Source organism: Pseudomonas sp. D3, from assembly GCF_029320995.1.
Lineage (GTDB): Bacteria > Pseudomonadota > Gammaproteobacteria > Pseudomonadales > Pseudomonadaceae > Aquipseudomonas > Aquipseudomonas paraveronii.
Genome location: NZ_CP119772.1, coordinates 963,593 through 984,879, shown reverse-complemented (window position 1 = coordinate 984,879; position 21,287 = coordinate 963,593). Strand labels below are relative to the sequence as shown.

Here is a 21,287-nt window from a genome sequence, read left to right as displayed (position 1 = left end):
CCGGGAAGTCCTCAGTAACGCCTAATGGCGTTACTGACGCGCGGGCCGATGACTATCGGCTGATCTTCAAGCCCTTACGCCCCGCATGCCGCTCCAACGCCAACTCAATCAAGCGGCTGACCAACTCGCTGTAACTCATCCCCGCCGCCTGCCACAACTTGGGGTACATGCTGATGCGGGTAAAACCCGGCAACGAGTTGATTTCGTTGATCAGCACTTCGCCGTCCTCGGTGAGGAACACATCGACCCGCGCCAACCCTGCGCACCCCAACACCTCGAACGCTTCGACGGCCAGGCGGCGAATCCGCTCGCTGGCTTCAACGCTGATATCGGCCGGCACCACCACCTGGGCCGCTTGGTCGTCGATGTATTTGCTGTCGTAGGAATAGAAGCCGCTGCTCACCACGATCTCGCCGCAACCGCTGGCGATCGGATTTTCGTTGCCCAGCACGGCGCATTCGATCTCGCGGCCCTGGACGGCAGACTCCACCAGCACTTTCTCGTCAAAGCCCAGGGCCAGTTCGACGGCGGCTTGGTATTCGGCCTCGTCGTTCACTTTGCTCACGCCCACCGAGGAGCCTTGGTTGGCGGGTTTGACGAACATCGGCAAGCCGAGCTTGCGCACCGCCATGTCAAACGAGGTGCGCGCCGCGTTGTTGCGGTTGAGGGTGATAAACGGCGTGACGGCAATACCGGCGTCGCGCAGCAGGCGTTTGCTGATGTCCTTGTCCATGCACACTGCCGAGCCGAGCACGTCGGAGCCGACAAAAGGCAGGTCGGCCATGCGCAACAGACCTTGCAGGCAGCCGTCCTCGCCGAGGGTGCCGTGGACGATGGGGAAGATCACGTCGATGTGGGCCAGCAGGCCGCTGCCGGTGGTTTCCACCACTTGCTGGCTGGCCTTGCCCGGCACCACCGCCAGTTCGCGGTTGGACTGGTTGAGGGCGATCAGCGCCGGGTTTTCCTGGTTGATCAGGAAGTTCGAGGTGTCGTTAAGGTGCCAGTGGCCGGCCTTGTCGATGCCGATCAGCACCGGCTCGAAGCGCGAGCGGTCGAGGGCATCGACGATGTTGCGCGCCGACTGCAGCGAGACTTCGTGCTCGGCCGAACGACCACCAAAAATAATCCCTACGCGCACCTTGCTCATGACCCGACCTCACTGTTGAAAGTAAGGCTTCTTACCATGAGCGGTCAGCGATTCGCTACCAGATGTACACCGAACAGCATGTAGCACCCCCCCGCAAAACGGTCGAGCCATTTGCGCGAGCGGCTGTAGAGGTCGGCCATGCGCTCACTGGAAAACACCAGGGCCACGCTGGAATACCAGCTGAACGACAAGGTGGCCATGATGATCACCGCCAGGGTCAGCAGCATCGGTGACGGCGACGGCGGCATGGTGGACGCGAAGATGGTGGCGACGAACAACGCGGCCTTGGGATTGGACAGATTGCCCAGCAACCCTAGGCGCCAGGCGGAAAACAACGAGCGTCGGGGCCCGTCCGGCAACAGGCTCTGCCCCATCGCCGGCGCCGAGCGCTTGAACAGCTTCAAGCCCAGGTAGATCAGGTAGCAGCCACCGATGATCTTGAACGCCAGGTACAGCATGGGTGCGGCGCTAAACAGCGACTTTATGCCCAGGCCACCCGCCAACCCCCACAGGATCGTACCCGTAGCCACACCCGCCGAGGCCACCACACCATGGCGGCGCGAACAACTGGCGGCCAGTTGCGCCGTGTTGAAGAAGTTGGGGCCAGGCGTGACCACCGCCACCGTCCACAGCAGGGCCAGCGAGCTCAGGGGCGCCACGTAGGCAGGGTTGAGGACATCCATGGGGGCGCTCCATCAGCACAAGGCACGAACCGCGATCATAGGCCTCGCCTGCCCCCTGCACAATCGTACAAGACCCCGGCAGACAAGGGCCTCAGACTCGGCTAACGTGTTTCCACCTCTTCTTGTGACAAGTCACCATGGGTAAACCCACCCCCACCCTCGACTGGCTGCACCGCGCGCCGCACGCCAGCGGCCTGGACCGCATCGAGGCGTACTTTGCCGGCTTTGCGTTCGACCCGCATCGCCATGACACCTATGCCATCGGCCGGACCTTGTTCGGCGTGCAGAGTTTTCATTATCGCGGTGGCATGACCCATGGCCTGCCCGGCACCACCATGGTCATTCATCCTGACGAGACCCATGACGGCCGCGCCGGCAGCGAGGAAGGTTTCAAGTACCGCATGATCTACGTGGAACCGGCGCTGATCCAACAGATCCTCGGCGGCAAGCCGTTGCCGTTTATCCCCGGCGGAGTGTCCACCGACCCGTGGTTGCACCGCGCCAGCGAAGTGTTGCTGCAAAGCCTGGACTGCCCGATCGACCCGTTGCAGGAGCAGGACGCCCTGTTCGACCTGGCCCAAGCCTTGAGCAACGCCTCGGGCGCGATCACCACCCGCAAGACCTTCGATTACGTGGCTGCCGAACGCGCCCGGGAATTTATCCACAGCGCCCTGGGCCGCAGCATCACCCTGGATGAAATGGCCGCCCACGCCGGCCGCGACCGCTGGGCCTTGTCGCGGGATTTTCGCTTGTTGTTCGGCACCAGCCCCTACCGCTACCTGACCATGCGCCGGCTGGATCTGGTACGCAGCCTGCTGGCCCAGGGCAGACCGCTGGTGGACGCAGCGATGCTCGCCGGCTTCAGCGACCAGAGCCATATGACCCGGCAATTTCGCAGCACCTACGGCATGCCCCCAGCGCGCTGGGTGAAGATGCTCGGGCGCTGAACAGGCTCAACCGGCGGGCGTGAGCGGATGCCCGTCTATCGGCTGGCCGATGGTGAGGAAATGCCCGCCCGCCACATGGTGCAGGGTGCGCAGTTGATCAAAGCCTTCGAAATGCCAATGCCCGTCGCTGAACACGCGCTCGTCGGCATACGCGGCAACCACTTCGCCGAGGAACAGGTCGTAGGTTTGCTGGGTATGCGGCTCGGGCAGCAGGCGGCATTCCAGCCAGGCGACGCAGCCTTCGAGCAAGGGCGCCTCAGTGTGTTCGCCGTTGAAGGTGTGCAAGCCATAGGCGGCGAATTTATCCAGATCGGCGCCGCTGGTAGTGCCCACGGTCTGTACGAGATCGGCCTGGGCCGCGCAGGGCACCTGCAACACGAAGGTGCCGGCGCGTTCCAGCAGTTGGCGGGTCCAGGTGGCCTTGTCCAGCACGACGGCAACTTTCGGCGGTTCGAAATCCAACGGCATGGCCCAGGCCGCGGCCATGATAGCGCGCTGGCCATTATGCGCGGCGCTGACCAGTACGGTCGGGCCGTGGTTGAGCAAGCGGTAGGCCTTGGACAGCGGAACGGGGCGGCGGTGATTAGGGCTCATGGAGGATCGGCTCTTCAATCGTGAAAAAAACTACGATACCTCAAGCACAAGCCCTACGGGTCAGCTCGACAGCTGGTTGGCGAACTGTCCGACTGCGCTGACGACCTTTTGCGCGCCGTCCTGGATTTCCACGATCACCGTGCCGGCTTCGGCGGCCAGGGCCAGGCCCTGCTCGGCTTGCTGGCGGCCGTCGGTCATCAGGTTCACGGCGTCACGGGCCATGTCCTGGTTCTGACGCACCACCCCGACAATCTCTTCAGTGGCCCTGCTGGTGCGCGACGCCAGTTGGCGCACTTCGTCGGCCACGACCGCAAACCCGCGCCCCTGTTCGCCGGCACGCGCCGCTTCAATGGCCGCGTTGAGCGCCAGCAGGTTGGTCTGTTCGGCGATGCCGCTGATGGTCTTGACGATGCTGCCGATCACTTGGGACTGGGCATTCAGCGCCTCGATGCCCTCGCCGGCCTGCTGCAGGTGGTGGGCCAGCTCGCGCATCACGTCGACCGCCTGCGTCACTACCGTGGTGCCGCGCTGGGCACTGCTGTCGGTGTGCAGCGAGGTGCTGTAGGCAATGTTGGCCGCCTCGGCAATCGCCTGTTCACGGTTGACCTGCTCGGTGATCACGGTGGCGAACTTGACCACTTTGTACAGACGATCATTGGCATCCAGCACCGGGTTATAGGTGGCCTCAAGCCATACCGCACGGCCATGGCTGTCCACGCGTTTGAAACGTGCCGCGACAAACTCGCCAGCGTTCAGGCGTTTCCAGAAGTTCTGGTACTCGGCGCTGTTGTATTCCGCCGGCTCGCAGAACATACGGTGATGTTTGCCCTGGATCTGCGCCAGGCTGTAACCCATCGCATTGAGAAAACCCGCGTTGGCGGTGAGCACATGCCCGTCCAGGTCGAACTCGATCACGGCCGTGGAGCGCACCAGCGCGGAGATCAGGTTTTCGTGCTCGCGCGACGCCTCGATGGTGCGCGTGAGGTCGCTGGAGAACATCGAAATATGCTTGATGCGCCCGTCGGAGCTGCGCACCGGCTGCACGATCGAACGCAACCACGCTTCCTTGCCATTGCCGCGCAACAGGCGCACGGCACCGGCAAAGTGTTCGCCGCGCACCAGTGCGTTCTTGAAGCGCTGCTGGAATTCGTCCTGACGCAGGTAGGCCGGCACCAGCTCGTCAACGGGCCGCCCCAGCAGTTGCGACATCGAGTACGCCAGCTCCTGCAGGAAGTTGGCATTCGCCCACTCCACCCGGCCTTCGGCGTCCAGTGTCAGGCACAACATTTCGCTTTCCAGGCTTTCCTTGACCTGCTGCAAGCTGGACAACTCTTCGCGAAGAGCAGACAGCTCCTGCTTCAAACGGGTGTTGAACATGGGACACCGATGGTCATGAGAAAAGGACGAATCTGACCTGCATCGGCGTGGCCGGGGTTTTCTGAAGAGCGGTTCGATGCCCGGCGTGACTCTTTTTTAGTTCAGTGTCGAGACTAACGAAGCAACCCTGACGCGAGGTTCACCAGAAGATTACTTCTTTGTTAGGTAGCGCCGAGGTTCCACAATTGTAATGCTCACGCAACGCAGCCGTTATCCGCAGTTTGCAACTATCAGCCCGGGCCAAATCAATAAGAACGCGCGCCTCCATAAAAAGCTGATAACTGCCAATACCGAGGAGCGAAACATGCGTATCCGTGATGACCCCCTTCCCCTTTCACTGGTCGTCACACTGCCCCTGGCAGCGCTGGCCGTGGAAAACAAGCCCGAAGGCTTTATCGAAGGCAGCAGCGTGAAGGTGCTAGCACGTAATTTTTACTTCAATCGCGATGATCGCAAAGGCCAATCCAGCCCGACCGGCAACGGCTATTCAGAAGCCTGGTCGCAGAGGCTGATCGGCAAGTTCGAGTCCGGTTTCACCCAGGACACCGTGGGTGTTGGCCTGGATGCGTTTGCCATGGTCGGCGTGAAACTCGATTCGGACACCGGCCGCAGCGGCGGCAAGGGCTCGTTCGGCGTGTTGCCGGTGGACAGGCGACGATAGCTGACACGGCCATTGGCGACCACCAGGCCGCGCTCGGCCAGTGCCAGGGAGCGTTGCGCCAGCTCGAGGCGTTCCTGGGCGCGAAGGGCGCCGTAATAACGGTCGATCACCTCGGCGCGCACGTCGTTGCGGCGCTGTTGCAAGGTCAGCGCCGCGACGTCCTGGCCACGCGTGGCCAGCTCAATGCGCGCACCGCGCTTGCCGCCCAGTTCCAGGGTCTGGCTTAACGTGAGCGTGGTGGTGCGGGTGTCGCGGCGGGTGTCTTCGGCATCCCATGAGGCCAGCGGGTTGGGGATCAACCCCGCCTGCTGGCGACCGCCGCTGGCGATGTCGATCTCCCATTGCGCGGCGGCCAGGTCGGGGTTATTGGCGAAGGCGGTTTGCAGGGCAGCGTCGAGGCTCAGGGTCTGGGCGCCGTCGCCAGCAACACGACGATCGAGCACAGTAATGTTCTTGCACGAGTTGGCATAACGAGAGTTCCAGGCCCATGAAATGGCGGATAAATCCAAGCCGGGGCACTGTAACTTTCGGTACTTATCAGGGCGGTGGGGCGAACATTACAAATCCGTTAGTAAGGCTCAAGCATGGGCTTCTTCGGGCCCGTCACGATGAAAACCCTCGCCCTCGACCTGCAGCGTGACGTGGGAAATATCGAATTGTTCATGCAGCAATTGCGTCACTTGAGCGAGGACCTGTTGCTCGACGCCCGGCACCGCGTCCGCCACCAGATGGCTGCTCAGCACGTTCTTGCCACTGGTGAGTGCCCAGATATGCAGGTCATGTACATCCTTCACGCCAGGTACGCCACGGATGGCCTGTTCCACGCTGTCGATATCGATGCCGTCGGGCACACCTTGCAGCAGCACATTCATGCTCTCCTTGAGCAACACCCAGGTACGCGGTAACACCCAGAAACCAATTGCCGCCGCCACCACCGAGTCGACCCAACCCCAGCCGGTCAACATGATCACCACGGCTGCGATGATCACGCCGACAGAGCCGAGCATGTCACTCCAGACCTCCAGGTACGCACCTTTGACATTCAGGCTTTCGCCGCTGCCAGCGCGGAGCAGGCGCATGGAAATCAGGTTGACGAGCAGCCCCAGCACGGCGATCACCAGCATGCCCGTCGACTGGATCTGCGCAGGCGCCTGCAGGCGTTGATAGGCCTCAAACAGGATGTAGAACGCCACTGCAAACAGCAGCAACGCATTGAAGGCCGCCGCGAGGATTTCAAAGCGCGCGTAGCCGAACGTGCGCTTGCGGTCTGCGGGGCGTTTGGCGATTTGGATCGCCACCAGGGAAATCGCCATGGCCAGGGCATCGGTCATCATGTGCGCGGCGTCGGACAACAGCGCCAGGCTGCCGGTGATAAAGGCACCGATCACCTCGGCAATCATGAAGCTGCTGGTCAGCCCGAGGGCGATCCATAACGGGCGTTCGTGACCGGCGCGTACCTGGGCGTGGTTGTGTCCTGCGCTCATGAAACATCCTCGTGGGGAGTGGTTGCATGAATCATAGCGCCATAGCGGAAGATTCGGATGGGCTCGGCACTTCCTGACCGCGCCCTCAGGCGGCTAACGTGTGGCGCTTGCTGAACAGCGCCACACTCACCACCCCCACCGCGCCCATCACCACGCAATAGCCCACGCAAATCCATGGGCTGGTCGGCATCAGTGCAATCAGGATCAAGGGCGTGGTGCTCGCCCACAGCGCGTAGGCGATGTTGTAGGTGAAGGAAATGCCCGACACCCGCACCGGCGCCGGGAACAGCCCGACCATCACCGACGGCACTGCGCCGACCACGCCGCAGCTCAAGCCTGCCACGGCATACGCGGCGCCGAGCCAGACGCCACCGGCGATCAGGCTGGCGTATAACACCGCGATCCCCAGCGGCAGCAACAGGCTGTAGACCAGCACCGCGCGCCAGGCGCCGATGCGGTCCACCAACAGGCCGGCCAGGACGCACCCGAGGTTCAGGAACACGATGCCCAGCGCGCTCAGGGCGAAGGTGTGGCTGGGCGTCATGCCGAAGGTTTTCTGCATCATGGTCGGGGTGATGACCACCAGCACCACCACGGCCGAGGTGAGCACGCAGGTGAGGATCATCGCCGGCAGCAATACGCTGCGATGCTCGCGCAACACGGTGCGCAGCGGCATTTCGGCGGCGGCTTGGCGGCGCGCCTGCATGTCGAGGAACACCGGGGTTTCGTTGAGCCAGCGGCGCAGCCACACGCCGATCACGCCGAAGACACCGCCGAGCAGGAAGGGGAAGCGCCAGGCGTAGTCGAGGATCTCCGCCGGGGTGAAAAGTTGCGCCAGCAGCGTGGCGGTCAGTGCGCCGAGCAGGTAGCCGAAGGTCAGTCCGGCTTGCAGGAAGCCCAAGGCGTAACCGCGGTGATGAGTCGGCGCATGCTCGGCGACGAAGGTCCAGGCGCTGGGCACTTCACCGCCCACCGCCGCGCCTTGCAGCACGCGCAGCACCAGCAGGATCAGCGGTGCGAAATAGCCGATCTGCGCGTAGGTCGGCATGATCCCAATCAGCAGGCAGGGCAAGGCCATCATCAGGATGCTCAGGCTGAACACGCGCTTGCGCCCCAGGTGATCGGCGAAGTGCGCCATCAGGATGCCGCCCAGCGGGCGCGCGAGGTAGCCCGTAACGAATATCCCGAAACTTTGCAGCAGGCGCAGCCACTCGGGCATTTCCGGCGGGAAAAACAGTTGGCTGAGGGTCAGCGCGAAAAACACGAAGATGATGAAGTCGTAGATTTCCAGGGCACCGCCGAGGGCGGCCAGGCCCAGGGTTTTGTAGTCGGAGCGGGAAAAACGCTGCGCCTGTGCAAGCGAGGTGGCAGTCATGTTGAGGCTCGGCAGACAAACAAAATGGCGTGCAGGTTATGAGCTGAGCCGGATGATGGCAATCGCGGCGGATATATTTGTTTTCCTCATTGATCGATGAAGATAACTGCATTCCCATATCAATGGCCGTAGCGGAACATGCCGTAAAACTGCCATCACCATAACAACTATAAGAGGAATGACTCGTGGCCGATGCTCTCGAAGAAAGCCGCTATGCCCGATTTGCCCTGCGCTGCTCCAATTTCGCCGAACGCTGGTTTCCTGACTCCTGGGTGTTTGCCGCCCTCGCCGTGATCATTGTCGCCGTGGCGACCCTGGGCATGGGCGCCGCGCCGACCGAGGCAGCCAAGGCGTTCGGCGATGGGTTCTGGAGCCTGATCCCGTTCACCATGCAGATGGCCTTCGTGGTGATCGGCGGTTATGTGGTCGCCAGTTCGCCGCCGGCGGTGAGGCTGATCGACCGCCTGGCGCGCATCCCGAAGAACGGCCGCTCGGCCGTGGCCTGGGTGGCGTTGATTTCCATGGTTGCCTCCTTGCTCAACTGGGGCCTGTCCCTGGTGTTCGGCGGTTTGCTGGTGCGCGCATTGGCGCGGCGCACGGACTTGCGCATGGACTACCGCGCTGCCGGCGCCGCAGCCTACCTGGGCCTCGGTGCGGTGTGGGCGTTGGGGCTGTCGTCGTCGGCCGCGCAGTTGCAGGCCAACCCGGCCAGTTTGCCGCCGTCGATCCTGTCGATCACCGGGGTGATCCCGTTCACCGACACCATCTTCCTGTGGCAATCCGGCGCACTGTTGCTGGCGCTGATCGTGGTCTCGCTGATCATCGCCTACGCGACCGCACCCGGCCCGAACAGCGCCCGTGATGCCAAGGCCTGCGGGGTCGACCCGGCCTTCAACCTGCCCAAGCCGCAGGCCCCGACGCGCCCGGGCGAATGGCTGGAGCACAGCCCGGTGCTGACCATCCTGCTGGCGCTGCTGGCGGCGGGTTGGTTGTTCCACGAGTTTTCGACCAAGCCGGCGATCAGCGCCATCTCCGGGCTGAACACCTATAACTTCCTGTTCATCATGGTCGGAGCGCTACTGCACTGGCGCCCGCGCAGCTTTCTCGATGCGGTCGCCCGCGCGGTGCCGACCACCACTGGCGTGCTGATCCAGTTCCCGCTGTACGGCTCGATTGCCGCGCTGATGACCGTGGTCAAGGGCGGCGACGGCCAGACGCTGGCCCACCATATCTCGACCTTCTTTACGTCCATCGCCTCCCACGACACCTATGCCCTGTTGATGGGTGTGTATTCGGCGGTGCTGGGCTTCTTTATCCCGTCGGGCGGCGGCAAGTGGATCATCGAAGCGCCCTACGTGATGCAAGTGGCTAATGACCTGCAATACCACCTGGGCTGGGCCGTGCAGATCTACAACGCGGCCGAGGCGCTGCCGAATTTGATCAACCCGTTTTATATGCTGCCGTTGCTGGGCGTGTTGGGGCTGAAGGCGCGGGATTTGATCGGGTTTTCGTTCGTGCAGTTGCTGGTACACGCGCCGTTGGTGTTGTTCCTGCTGTGGGCGTTGGGGGCGACGTTGAAGTATTTGCCGCCGGTGATGCCTTAAACGCAGCGACAAGCTTGAGGTTTTTAGCTCCAGGCTTGCCGCTTAAAGCGTGTAACTTCGAGCTGTCTTCCCTCCGTCACATTCCACTGCTACCGTCCTGGCGAAATATCTTGCAATAAATAGCCAGCAAGGACTCCCCGCAATGAGTGACGAGCACGAAGACCGCCCTGCCTCTGATTCCATCGACCAACCGCCGGTAGACACCAGCCGACGGCGTTTCCTGGGGGGTGCGGCGGTGCTGGGGGTGGGCGCGACCTTGAGTGGCTGCGGCAATTCCAGCGAAGCGCCGGGCAAACCGGTGGCGCGGCCGCTTACGCCGCAAGAGTTGGATAAAGCGTTACACGACCAAGTGAAAACCGTCGTGGTGATCTACGCCGAAAACCGCAGTTTCAACAACCTGTTTGCCGACTTCCCGGGGCTGGAGAAACCGCTGTCGGCGTTGTCCGCTGCCGACTATCAGCAGCGCGACCGCGACGCCAGCGTATTGACCACCCTGCCCCCGGTGTGGGGTGGCGTGTTGCAAGTCGGCTCGCAAAGCGTCGACGGGGTGACCTACCCCAGTGAAGTGCAATTCCAGGAAAACCTGCCCAACGCCCCGTTCGCCCTCAAGGGCCCGAACGCCGAAGACCTGCCCTTGAGCCTGGTCACCCGTGATTTGTGGCACGTGTTCTACCAGAACCAGATGCAGATCAACGGCGGCAAGAACGACGGCTTCGTCGCATGGGCCGATTCCGGCGGCCTGGTGATGGGGCATTACGCCCAGAGCCGTTATTCCCTGCGCCTGTGGGACGTGGCCAAGGCGTTTGTGCTCTGCGATAACTTCTTCCAGGGCGCGTTTGGCGGCTCGTTCCTCAACCACCAATACCTGATCAGCGCCACCGCGCCGGTTTATCCGAACGCGGCGCAGTCGGTGGCCAAGGCGCAGATCGCCACGCTGCAAAGCGATGATCCCAACGACCCACGCCTCAAGCCCCTGGACAAATCCCCGGCCAGCGCCATGAGCGGCCCGCCGCAGTTCGGCCCGAGCGCATTGACCCCGGACGGTTACGCCGTGAACACCCTGGCCCCGCCCTACTGGCCGACCTGGATTCGCGACCCGCAAAACCCGGACTACGCCAAGCCCGACCTGCCCAACGTGCTGGTGCCGCAGACGCACGAACACATCGGCGACAAGCTGTCGAAAAAGCACATCGACTGGGCCTGGTACGCCGGGGCCTGGCAGGCGACGCTGGAGCAGTTCAAGGACTCGGGCGGCATTCCGAAGATCCCCAACTTCCAGTACCACCACCAGCCGTTCAACTACTTCAAGCAACAGGGCCCGGAAAACCGCGCGGAGCGTGACAAGCGCCTGCGCGACGCGGGCCTGGGCGATGAGTCGAGCACCAACACGTTCTTTGCCGACGCGCAGGCGGGCAAACTACCCGCCGTGACCTTCTACAAACCCCAGGGCAACCTCAATATGCACGCCGGTTATGCCGACGTCGCCTCGGGTGATCGCCATATCACCCGCGCCCTGAAGGTGCTGCAGGAAAGCCCGCAGTGGAAAAACATGGTGGTGGTGGTGACCGTCGATGAAAACGGCGGCTGGTGGGACCATGTGGCACCGCCCAAGGGCGACCGCTGGGGCCCTGGCACGCGGGTTCCGACGCTTGTGGTGTCGCCGTTCGCGCGCAAAGGCACGGTGGACCATACGGTGTACGACACTGCGTCGATCCTGCGCCTGATCACCCGCGTTTTTCAGTTGGAGACACTCGACGGGCTCAAGCAGCGCGACGACGCCATGATCGCCCGCGGCCAGAAACCGATGGGCGACTTGAGCAATGCGCTGCAGTTCGAGGTGTAGGACGGCTTATCCAATAGCGACATGCCCGGCAATTTTGCACGCGGTTTTCCTGGTCAGCCGCTACTGTGTGAGGGTGGGCTTTCACCCCGCACAGGCAGGCTTTCGCGGACAAGGAATCATCTATGTTTAAACCGACCAGGTTGTCCTTCACCTTGGCCGCACTGCTGGCGAGTGCGGTCGTACAGGCCGACATCGAAGTCCCCCTGGGCAGCACGCAACGGGTTACCCAGTTGTTCGCTTACCCCAATAACTGCAATGTGATCTGCTTTCGGCCCTGGACGCTGGAGCAGACCGCCGAGCATTACCTGAACCAGAGCCTGCAGCGCGACGGTTACAGCCGCGCCAAAGTCAGCGTCAAAATCCATGATGGCCAGGTCGCGGCGACCTTCAGCGGGGTGCCCGACAGCTATGGCCTCCCGCTGACGAGCTTGCTCGCGACCGCCGACCTGGCCTACCAGGGCGCGAGCCGGCTCAATAGCGACGGCAAGTGGGCCTACAACTGGTACTTGTTCCTGCCGCTGGGCATGGCCCTGGAAAACCGTAAAAGCATCGAGTTGCTGCACTTCCCGCCGGATTATTCACTGACCCAGGCCCAGGATTACCTGGAATCGGCCACCACCGACCGCTGGGCCACCCTGCTCGTCGACAATGGCATTCCGGCCAGCGAAACCCCGGCCTACCAGACCATCATCGACATCGCGCCGATCGCCGCGCCGTCCAACGCGGGTAAGGACCTGGAAAACGTCTACAGCTACTTCACCGACTACCAGACACGCATGGTCGCGCAGCTGAGCCAGCCCCCCAAAGGTTCGTTGCCGATGGTGGCGTTCGGCGCCCCGGTGCGCAGTTGGATCAAGCAACAATACGGGCAAACCGTGGGCGTGCTGGGCCTGGCGCAGATCAGCCCGGCCCCCGGTAAAACCGTCTCGGTGCTGGGCGCCAACCACCCCAGTTACATCTGGTACGCGGCCAGCCCGGACACCTACGACGGTAACGCGCAGAAGGCCGACGAGGCCGGTTTGAAAGTGATGGGCCAGGACTTGAGCGCCGCCTGCTGGCAAGCCGGAATGGGCCAGAAACCGGCGAGCGATGCGAATGTGCTGCTCAAGGCGTGCATGAACACCTGGCAAGTCACGCGCAAAGAGCAGACCTGTGAACTGTTCTACACCTCGGTGCGCAACCTGACCCCGGAGCAGGCGAACGCCAAATGCGCCACGCCCGCGATCAAAGCCCAGCTCAAGCAACTGAAAGACGCCGCCCCCGCCCCGGCAATCACCACCCCTGCGCTGTAACGCGCACAAAAAAGCCGATTTCTACTGTCAAACTTGACAGTAGAAATCGGCTTTATGTTCAGCGAGTCTTGATCCGGGCCCATCCGCTGCAAGACTGGCAGTCAGACACCACCCGCAGGTCGATGCAGCCCAACCAAGGAGAGTTATGAAGACTCGAACCATGGATAAGGCTGTAAACGCTATGAATGATTGCCTTTACCCGTTCAAGACACTGTTCGTCGAGCAGGGCTACCCTTCGTCCAAACACTTCCAGGTCATCCAAACCACGGACGGCGCCGGAGCCGGGATCAAGGCTCGCATCCCCTTTGACAGTCGCGTGCGCATTGCCAAGGTCTCCGGCTACGCGGTGAACGAGCGACGCCCGCACACCTTGCAGGTGTCGCCACGCATCCACTTGTACGACTGTTGGTTCTGCGGCCTGCTGCACCACTCCTGCAACCCGAATGTATTTTTAGACACCACCTACCTGGAGCTCTGGACCGTGCAGTCCATCCCCGCCGACACCCGGCTGACCCTGGATTACGCCAGCACCGAGGACACGCTGTTCCGGCAGTTCGCTTGCCAATGCGGCGAGCTGAACTGCCGGGGCTGGATCACCGGCAGCCAGGAGCCGTTGAACGCCGAGGGGCAAGCGTTCATGACCGAGTGGCGCGAGCGCAAGCGCCCTTAGACTTCACCCAGCGGGCGCAAGCGATACTGCGGCGGCAACTGCTCAAAACCACTGATGGTGGTGTTCAAGCTCTTCCAGCGGCCATCCTTGATGCCGTAGATGCAGCCGTGGATCGACAGGCTCTGCCCGCGGTGCCAGGCGTTTTGCACAATGCTGGTGTGACCGACATTGGCCACCTGCTGAATCACATTCAGCTCGCACATGCGGTCGACGCGTTCTTCTTCGCTCGGCAACTGCGCCAACATCTCGCGGTTTTCGTAGTACAGGTCGCGAATGGTGCGCAGCCAGCCGTCGATCAGGCCGAACTGGCGGTCCTGCATCGAGGCCCGCACGCCGCCGCAGCCATAGTGGCCGGTGACCAGGATGTGTTTGACCTTAAGCACATCGACGGCGTACTGAATCACCGACAGGCAGTTAAGGTCGGTGTGCAGCACCACGTTGGCCACATTACGGTGTACGAACAGATCACCCGGCAGCATGCCGACGATCTCGTTGGCCGGTACACGGGCGTCTGAGCAGCCGATCCACAGGTACTCCGGTGTTTGCTGGCGGGCCAGCTTGGCGAAGAATTCGGGATCTTCCTGTGTGATCGCATCTGCCCAGCGTTCGTTGTTATCAAGCAGGTCTTGTAGTTCGTTCATCAGGGAAAGCCTCAGGAATGATGCGCAGCTTTGACAGACGACCGCCCGTCCGGGTCACGCCGGGAATAAAGATAGTCGGCGGGCAATTACTTGAATCTTGGGGCGCCAAGCCTGTCCACACACTATAAGCCCCACAGTATGAGGATTGGCCATGACTGAATCACGACGTCCATACGGCGCTACCCAGCCGGAACCGATTGATGACAACGAGGATCGCATGGGCCAGATGCGCGAGTTGGACTTTGACGAGGAAGAGCCGACGGCGCAAATCGGCGATGAACTGCCGCGTGGCGAACGCAAACGCCGGATGCCCGACGAACGGGTGGGTGAGGCCGGGATGGCCGGCGCGTCGACCGATGACGACATGAGCCCGGAAAACCTGATCCGTGAGGACGGCGCGCGGGATGCACAGGAAGCAGGCGAAGGCGAACAGGCCGATTGGGACCTGAGCATCGTGGATGAAGATGATATCGGCGGCGGCAACGGGCTGGATGAGGCCGAATTGGCTGATCTGGACCCTGTCGACGGCAACCGCTGACACACCGTAGATCCAAATGTGGGAGGGGGCTTGCTCCCGATATCGGAGTGCCAGTAACCGATAAGTGCCTGACACACCGCAATCGGGAGCAAGCCCCCTCCCACATGGGTTGCGTGTTTAATCGACCAGGGTGCAGGCCATCACGACCGCATCTTCGCGCCCACCGACGGCCGGGTAGTAATCGCGCCTACGCCCGATTTCATTGAAGCCATAGCGCTCGTACAGTCGGAACGCGCCGGTATTGCTGTCACGCACTTCGAGGAAACATTCTCGTGCAGTGGCGGCATACGCGCGGGACATCAGGTGCTCCAGCAGCGCCAGGCCGAGGCCGCGGCCCTGGTTTTCCGGTTTGACGGTGATGTTCAGCAAATGCGCCTCATCGAGGATGATCTGCACCACCCCGTGACCCACTTGCTGCTCACCTTCGAACATCAACCAAATCTGGTACTTGCCCAGCCCGTCGAGAAAAATCCCGCGGGTCCAGGGGTGGCTATACGCCGCGTATTCGATTTTCAGCACGGCGTCGAGGTCGGCCTCGGTCATCGGGCGAAAGGATAAAGCCTCACTCATCGGTTGTTTTCCAGCGCGCCATCAGCCGGCGCATGGCTTGCCAGACATCAGCCTTACGCTGTGGCTCTTCCATTAATAATTCCAGGCCCGGCAGGGCCCATACCGAGCCCAGGCCTTCGACCTGCAGCTCGCGGTACCAGGCTTCGGCATCGGCTTCGCCGGCAAAACGCACGGCGGGCAGGCCGATCAGCCACAGGCACACGCAGGGTTCGTCTTCCAGGCGCGCCGACACAAAACCTTGCACAAAATCTCGCGCAGCGTCCGGGCCCTGGTCCATCGTGCCGCGCACCAGCAACGGCCAGCGCACCGGGTCGCCGACGATTTGCGGGCTGTCGGGCAAGCCGGCGGCGCGCAGCATGTCCTTGAGCAACATGTAGGCCGGGTCGCGGGTCTGGAAGCGCTCGCCGGTCGGCAGCTCCACCAGCAACAGGCAACGCCCGGCCCGCAGCAGTTGCAGGGCAAATCGTGGGGGTGGGACGACAGGCGCCTTGACCACCGGCGCCGCTTCTTCAGCCACCAGCGGTTTGGCCATCGGCGACGGGCGTGGCACCTCGACCTTGGCGCGCTCTACCACCGGGCGCACCGGCGGCTCAGGCTTGACCACCGCCACCGGCGCTGCGGCCTCTTCCCCCGAGGTCTCGAAGGCCTCTTCGGGCTCGAGCACCTGCAGCAGCTCGAGCCGCGACGGGGCGGCAAACGGCAGTTCGGTGCGGGGCAGCCAGTTGACCACCTGCATGGCGGTCAAGTAAGCGCGACGTCGGGACTCGATAAGCACAGCTCGGCCACTTGTGGATAAGTAAAGAGCGGGGATTCTACCGCTGTTCGGTAACAATCGCCCACTGCGCACTGACCGGCTGTGGATAAATCCCGCGCCTGATGCAGTACAATCGCGACTTTTAATCGCCAACCAGCCGGCCATTCCCATGATCGAACCCAAGCGCGTCCTGCGCGCCCTCGCCGAACACTGGGCCTTACTTGAGCCACTGTGCGAACACTTCGACCAAGGCACCCTGAGCCTCGGCGAGCTGCGCGCACAACTGGCCGCCCAACAACTGGACAGCACGCCCCAGGACATCACCAGCTTGCTGGACGTGTGGATTCGCCTGGATATCCTGGTGCCTGTCGCCAAGAGCCCGAACCGTTTCGAGCTCAACGCGCAGATCCACGACTTCCTGGCCTATCTTCGCAAGGAGCACCGGCTTGGCCTGTGCCTGGAAATCGAAGCCTACCTGCGCCACCTCGAGCGCCTGGCCGGTTATATCCAGGACGCCTTCGACATCCGTGACGGCCACGACCTGGCCCGTCAACTGCGCCTGCTCGACATGCGCGTGCGCGACGTGCTGAAAAAGCTCGCCAACGACGAGCAGGCCCTCGTCGCCGTGGCCGACCGCGCCAAGACCAGCGACCGACAGATCCCGTTGCGTCAGCGTTACGCCGAAGTGCTGGCGACCTGGGACGAATACGTCGAACCGATGATCCAACTGGTAAACGCCGACGGCGCCTTCGAACAAGGCGTGCGCAAGGTCGAAAACGTGCTGCTGCGCATGCTCACCGAGCAGCAGCGTCTTGGCCATCTGGTCGACGACGACATGCTGTTGCGCACCCACGCGCGCATCCTCGAAATGCAGACCAGCGCCCAACTGACCCTGCGTCACGCCCGCGAGCTGCTGCTGCCATTGCGTGAAGAAGCGCGTCGGCACAACGCCGTGACCCGTGGCGCAGCGCTTGCCTTGTCGGCCATTCGCCGTAAAGGCCTGGACGCGGTGCCGCAGGCCGCGATGCCGATGTTTACCCGGCCGCAAAGCACCTTCCTCGGCAGTGCCAGTCAGGTCGAAGCCTATGTGTATGCCCTGGCGAACTTCGAGCCGAAACCCGCGCGGTTCCCCAAGGCGCACAAGGCCCCTACCGGCGAAGCCCAGCGCGCACCGCGCACGGTCAAGGAAATGCTCGAACGCTGCGAAGACGCGCTGCCGATGCCGGACCTGATGACCTGGCTGCTGGAACAGGAACCGGACGGCGCCACCGACGAATTGCTGTACTGGTTCTCGCGCCTGTCCCGCGAAAAACGCTTCAAGCGCGAGCGCCTGGAGCGCCGCGATTACCACACACACGAGCATCAGGTCAGCCTGCGCTCATTCGCCCTGCTCCCGGCCAGCACAGACGCGGCCGAGCATTCTGCGAGCACCCCTTATGCATCTTGATCTATCCGAACTGTCCCAACTGGCGCCGATCTTTCGCGAGCTGTTCAAGGGTTACCACGTCAGCCGCCGCGACCCGGAGCTGTACGCGCAACTGTCGAACTTCCAGGACCAGTACCGCACGCTGTTCAAGGCCCTGGGCTTTGAGCTGGTCTGCGATACGCGCGGTTTCTACTACTTCGTGCCGGACTCCGCCATCGCCAGCGCGCAGGTGAACAAGACCGCGCAACGCCTGGCGTTGTTCACCTTCATCATCGTCGAGCACCTGGCCGACCAGGGCCGCGACCCGATTGCCGTGCTCGACGGCGGCAGCCTCGGCCGCGATGAACTGCCGTCGCTGTTGGAGAAATACCGCGACCTGTTTATCCAGGCCGAAGTGCAGACCCAGGAAGAGCTCGAAGAAAAAATCATGCGCCGCATGACCCAGCTGGGTTTTGCCAGCGAGGACAACGGCATCTATCGCTTCCTGCCGCCGATGCACCGCTTCCTCGATGTGTGCCTGTCGGTGCAGCAGGACCGCGACCTCGCGGCCAGCATCCACAGCGTGCTGCCATTGCCGGCGCCGGTGATCATCAACGAAGACAGCGACGAAAAACTGCTGGAAACCGATGACCCGCTGGACTTGAGCGACTTTGCCGAAGACAGCGAAGAAGACGCCCTGGCCCGCGCCATTGCCGAAGAACAGGAGACCGATGCATGAGCAAGGAACGCTACGGCATCCGCCGCTTCGCCCTATTGAATACCGCCGGCTACAGCCTGGGTTTGTTCCCGCTGGAAGAGCCGCTGTCGGTGTATGGCGCGAACAACCTGGGTAAATCGGCGTCGATCAACGCCTTGCAGTTCCCGATCCTGGCGCGCATGTCGGACATGAGTTTCGGCAAGTACACCCTGGAACAATCGCGGCGCTTCTACTTTGCCACCGACACCAGCTACATCCTCGTCGAAGTCTCCCTGCCCCACGGCCCGCACGTGATCGGCGTGGTCGGACGCGGCCCGGGCGGTGGTTTCGGTCACCAGTTCTTTGCCTACGCCGGCAAGCTGGACCTGGCCCACTACCAGAAAAACGACACCTGCCTGCGCCAGAAAGAGCTGTTCACCAACCTTGAGCGCGAGGGCCTGAAAGCCTACGAACTCAAGCCCGATGAACTACGCCGTTTGCTGGTCGGCGGCCACACGTCGATCCCGCTGGACCTGACGTTGATCCCGCTGCGTTCCACCAGCGAACAGAGCCTGAAGACCTTCCGCGCGCTGTTTATCAACCTGCTGCACATGCGCGAAATCACTGCCGCCAAGCTCAAGCAATTGTTCCTCGATGCGTTCGAGCACAGCCTGCGTTCCGGCAGTGTCGATTACATCGCCGCGTGTGAAGAAGCCTTCCGCGACGTGCGACGCATGGAGCAGGACTACAACTCGCTGGTCGCCGCCGGCCCGCTGGTCGAGGCCCTGGCCAATGGCGTGAAACAACGCGACATCCTGCGCGGCAAACTGCATCGCCTGTCGCCGCTGCTGGATTCGCTGCTGGGCACCTGGTCGGACTACGCCGGTGCGCGCAAGGAAGAGCTGACCCTCCAGGCCGAGCACTACCGCAACGAGCAGGACGCGCTGCAGAACAACCAGCGTGGCGGCACCCAGGAGCTGATGCGCCTGGAGCGCGAAATCAGCGGCATCCAGCGTTGGCTGGGCGAGCTGTCGGTGCTCAAGCATCGCTTTGCGCTGGTCGATGACGTCAAGGTGCTGGAACAGCAACTGCTGGCGGCCAAGGATGCCCACGATGAACTCGCCGGCGCCCTGGCGCAGTCGCGGCAGTTCAGCGCCGAGGACTTGGACGAGCGCCTGCGCGACCTGGAAAAACGCTTGAAGTCGGTCAAGCAGCAGCTCGACCACGCCGACAACAACAGCTACGCCAAACTGCGCGAGGAATTCTCACAGCAGGATGTCGAGCGTCTGATGCGTCTGTTCAACAGTTCGTTGTTCAGCCTGCCGTTGGGCGAGCATGGCATCACGCTGGATGAGGACGGCCAGTGGGTCAAATCCCTGGAACTGATCCTCGATGGGTTCAAGGGTGAGCGCTTTGAAGTGCCGGGGCTGTCCATCGACATCTCCCACATCGAGCCACCCGCCTTGCAGGCCCTGGCGGATCGCGCAGCCTTGCGCGACCAGAAAGAGCGTCTGGAAAAAGAACTCAAGCAGCTCAAGACGCAACAGGCGGTTGCCTCTGACCGCGCCGCGAGCAAAACCCAGACCGAAGCGCTGTACCAGCAAGTGCTGGACGCGCAAAAGGCGCTGGAAGATTTCCGCCGCGCGCAGACCCTGAGCGCCGAAGAAGGCGAGAAGCTGGAACAGCTGGCGCAGATGGAAGCGGCCCAGGATGAATTGAAGCGTTCCAGCGATGCGTTCACCGAACGCGTGCAGCAACTGTCGGCCAAGCTGCAACTGGTCGGTCGCCAGATCGGCGATATGGAAGCCAAGCAACGCACCCTGGATGACGCGTTGCGCCGTCGCCAGTTGCTGCCGGCGGACTTGCCGTTCGGCACGCCGTTCATGGACCCGGTCGACGATTCCATGGACAACCTGCTGCCACTGCTCAACGACTATCAGGACAGTTGGCAGGGCTTGCTGCGCGCCGATGGCCAGATCGAAGCGCTGTACGCCCAGGTACGCCTCAAGGGCGTGGCCAAGTTCGACAGCGAGGACGACGTGGAGCGTCGCCTGCATCTGCTGATCAACGCGTATGCGCACCGCACCGACGAAGCCCTGACCCTGGGCAAGGCGCGGCGCGCGGCGGTCACCGACATCGCGCGGACCTTGCGCAATATCCGCAGCGACTACGACAGCCTGGAACACCAACTGGCCTTGTTCAACCGCGAGATCAACAAGCGCCAGGTGTCGAACCTGCAGAGTTTCCGCATCGTGCTGGCGCCAAACAAGGAAGCGCTCAAGCATATCGACCAGATCATCCACAGCGCCGGTCAGTACGAAGAAGGCGAAACCCTGTCGGTGTTCGACTTGAGCCAGAGCGCCGATCAGGACAACAAGAACGAAGAGGCCAAGGAATACCTGGCGCGCCTGGTCGCGGCCAACCATAACCAGTTGGGTCTCAAGGACTTGTTCGAGCTGGCGTTCGAGATCACCAAGGTGAATGGCCAGCCAGTGATTCACACCGACATCGACGGTGCGGCGTCCAACGGCACCACCATGACCATCAAGGCGCTGACCAACATGTATTTGTTGCTGCACTTGATGGACCGCGACCAGGCCGGGCGTGTGCGCTTGCCGTACTACCTCGATGAAGCGGCCGACATCGACGAGAAGAACCAGGCGGCGCTGCTGGAAACCAGCCTGCAGTTGGGCTTCGTGCCGATCCTGGCGAGTGTGAAGCCGCAGGTGTCCGCCCAGGTGGCGATCGACCTAGAAGGCGGCAGCGGGCCGAATGGCATCTACATCGATGAGGCGGACTGGAAGTACATCCGTCGCCATGATGCGGTGAAGGCGACGGTAAATGTGCAGGCGGATGAGCCGGAGTTGGATGAGGTCTGACGTTTTGCGTTGAAATGCAAAAAGGCCGCGATCTTATGGATCGCGGCCTTTTTTGTGGGCTGGGGTTTGGCGGTGTTTTTGAGGGCCTCGTCGCGGGCAAGCCCCCTCCCACATTTGACCGAGTTT

18 protein-coding genes and 2 pseudogenes are annotated in these 21,287 nt (G+C 62.5%); 10 read left to right on the top strand and 10 right to left on the bottom strand.

Going from position 1 to position 21,287, the window contains the following annotated elements; translation table 11 throughout:
• Positions 1-52: 52 nt before the first annotated feature.
• Together ddlA and P3S72_RS04235 are read right to left on the bottom strand one after the other, a co-directional pair.
• Complete coding sequence (gene ddlA, locus P3S72_RS04240; RefSeq protein WP_276196372.1) at positions 53-1,147, bottom strand: D-alanine--D-alanine ligase; 1,095 nt, start codon at positions 1,145-1,147, stop codon at positions 53-55.
• Positions 1,148-1,191: 44 nt separating this feature from the next.
• Positions 1,192-1,830 carry a LysE family transporter gene (locus tag P3S72_RS04235; protein ID WP_276196371.1) on the bottom strand — a complete coding sequence of 213 codons (639 nt, stop codon included), beginning with the start codon at positions 1,828-1,830 and terminating at the stop codon, positions 1,192-1,194.
• Positions 1,831-1,967: 137 nt separating this feature from the next.
• Between P3S72_RS04235 and P3S72_RS04230 the strand changes: the two genes are divergently transcribed.
• Positions 1,968-2,777, top strand: coding sequence for an AraC family transcriptional regulator (locus tag P3S72_RS04230; protein WP_276196370.1), 810 nt, complete (start codon positions 1,968-1,970; stop codon positions 2,775-2,777).
• A 6-nt stretch (positions 2,778-2,783) separates the two neighbouring features.
• On the opposite strand, the gene P3S72_RS04225 is transcribed toward P3S72_RS04230, so the two are convergent.
• Both P3S72_RS04225 and P3S72_RS04220 read right to left on the bottom strand, forming a co-directional pair.
• Entirely contained in the window at positions 2,784-3,371 is a 588-nt protein-coding gene (locus tag P3S72_RS04225; RefSeq protein WP_276196369.1) for a flavin reductase family protein, read from the bottom strand.
• A gap of 60 nt (positions 3,372-3,431) precedes the next feature.
• Entirely contained in the window at positions 3,432-4,748 is a 1,317-nt protein-coding gene (locus P3S72_RS04220) for a PAS domain-containing methyl-accepting chemotaxis protein (protein WP_276196368.1), read from the bottom strand.
• Positions 4,749-5,052: 304 nt separating this feature from the next.
• Here P3S72_RS04220 and P3S72_RS04215 point away from each other — a divergent pair.
• A pseudogene (locus P3S72_RS04215) lies at positions 5,053-5,397 on the top strand (OprD family outer membrane porin); the annotation flags it as partial.
• Here the strand turns inward: P3S72_RS04215 and P3S72_RS04210 are convergent.
• From P3S72_RS04210 to P3S72_RS04200, 3 genes and pseudogenes are all read right to left on the bottom strand, one after another.
• Positions 5,394-5,858: pseudogene (locus P3S72_RS04210) on the bottom strand (TolC family protein); the annotation flags it as partial. The pseudogenes P3S72_RS04215 and P3S72_RS04210 overlap by 4 nt on opposite strands.
• A 129-nt stretch (positions 5,859-5,987) precedes the next feature.
• Entirely contained in the window at positions 5,988-6,893 is a 906-nt protein-coding gene (locus P3S72_RS04205) for a cation diffusion facilitator family transporter (RefSeq protein ID WP_276196367.1), read from the bottom strand.
• Positions 6,894-6,978: 85 nt separating this feature from the next.
• Complete coding sequence (locus P3S72_RS04200; protein ID WP_276196366.1) at positions 6,979-8,268, bottom strand: MFS transporter; 1,290 nt, start codon at positions 8,266-8,268, stop codon at positions 6,979-6,981.
• 185 nt (positions 8,269-8,453) lie between these two features.
• Between P3S72_RS04200 and P3S72_RS04195 the strand changes: the two genes are divergently transcribed.
• The 4 genes from P3S72_RS04195 to P3S72_RS04180 all read left to right on the top strand — a co-directional run bounded on the left by P3S72_RS04195 (position 8,454) and on the right by P3S72_RS04180 (position 13,677).
• On the top strand, positions 8,454-9,872 hold the full coding sequence (locus P3S72_RS04195) for a TIGR00366 family protein (protein ID WP_276196365.1): 1,419 nt from the start codon (positions 8,454-8,456) through the stop codon (positions 9,870-9,872).
• 142 nt (positions 9,873-10,014) lie between these two features.
• Positions 10,015-11,715, top strand: coding sequence for an acid phosphatase (gene acpA / locus P3S72_RS04190; protein ID WP_276196364.1), 1,701 nt, complete (start codon positions 10,015-10,017; stop codon positions 11,713-11,715).
• Between the two features lie 122 nt (positions 11,716-11,837).
• Positions 11,838-13,007, top strand: a complete 1,170-nt coding sequence (locus P3S72_RS04185; protein ID WP_276196363.1) for a hypothetical protein — start codon at positions 11,838-11,840, stop codon at positions 13,005-13,007.
• 145 nt (positions 13,008-13,152) lie between these two features.
• Positions 13,153-13,677, top strand: a complete 525-nt coding sequence (locus P3S72_RS04180; RefSeq protein WP_276196362.1) for an SET domain-containing protein-lysine N-methyltransferase — start codon at positions 13,153-13,155, stop codon at positions 13,675-13,677.
• On the opposite strand, the gene can is transcribed toward P3S72_RS04180, so the two are convergent.
• Positions 13,674-14,318: a carbonate dehydratase gene (can, locus tag P3S72_RS04175; RefSeq protein WP_276196361.1), complete on the bottom strand. Its 645-nt coding sequence runs from the start codon at positions 14,316-14,318 to the stop codon at positions 13,674-13,676. The genes P3S72_RS04180 and can overlap by 4 nt on opposite strands.
• Positions 14,319-14,469: 151 nt before the next feature.
• Here can and P3S72_RS04170 point away from each other — a divergent pair, with 151 nt between their 5' ends.
• Positions 14,470-14,856 carry a serine kinase/phosphatase gene (locus P3S72_RS04170; protein ID WP_276196360.1) on the top strand — a complete coding sequence of 129 codons (387 nt, stop codon included), beginning with the start codon at positions 14,470-14,472 and terminating at the stop codon, positions 14,854-14,856.
• 117 nt (positions 14,857-14,973) lie between these two features.
• On the opposite strand, the gene rimI is transcribed toward P3S72_RS04170, so the two are convergent.
• Both rimI and P3S72_RS04160 read right to left on the bottom strand, forming a co-directional pair.
• Entirely contained in the window at positions 14,974-15,426 is a 453-nt protein-coding gene (gene rimI / locus P3S72_RS04165) for a ribosomal protein S18-alanine N-acetyltransferase (protein WP_247405947.1), read from the bottom strand.
• Positions 15,419-16,162: an energy transducer TonB gene (locus P3S72_RS04160; protein WP_276197892.1), complete on the bottom strand. Its 744-nt coding sequence runs from the start codon at positions 16,160-16,162 to the stop codon at positions 15,419-15,421. Before P3S72_RS04160 ends, rimI begins: the two co-directional genes overlap by 8 nt.
• A gap of 187 nt (positions 16,163-16,349) precedes the next feature.
• Here P3S72_RS04160 and mksB point away from each other — a divergent pair, with 187 nt between their 5' ends.
• Genes mksB through mksF form a run of 3 tightly spaced genes read left to right on the top strand, consistent with a single transcriptional unit; the run spans position 16,350 to position 21,161 of the window.
• Positions 16,350-17,627: an Mks condensin complex protein MksB gene (gene mksB / locus P3S72_RS04155; RefSeq protein WP_247404130.1), complete on the top strand. Its 1,278-nt coding sequence runs from the start codon at positions 16,350-16,352 to the stop codon at positions 17,625-17,627.
• On the top strand, positions 17,617-18,324 hold the full coding sequence (gene mksE / locus P3S72_RS04150; RefSeq protein WP_276196359.1) for an Mks condensin complex protein MksE: 708 nt from the start codon (positions 17,617-17,619) through the stop codon (positions 18,322-18,324). The genes mksB and mksE overlap by 11 nt, the downstream gene beginning before the upstream one ends.
• Positions 18,321-21,161, top strand: coding sequence for an Mks condensin complex protein MksF (gene mksF / locus P3S72_RS04145; protein WP_276196358.1), 2,841 nt, complete (start codon positions 18,321-18,323; stop codon positions 21,159-21,161). The genes mksE and mksF overlap by 4 nt, the downstream gene beginning before the upstream one ends.
• Positions 21,162-21,287: the final 126 nt, after the last annotated feature.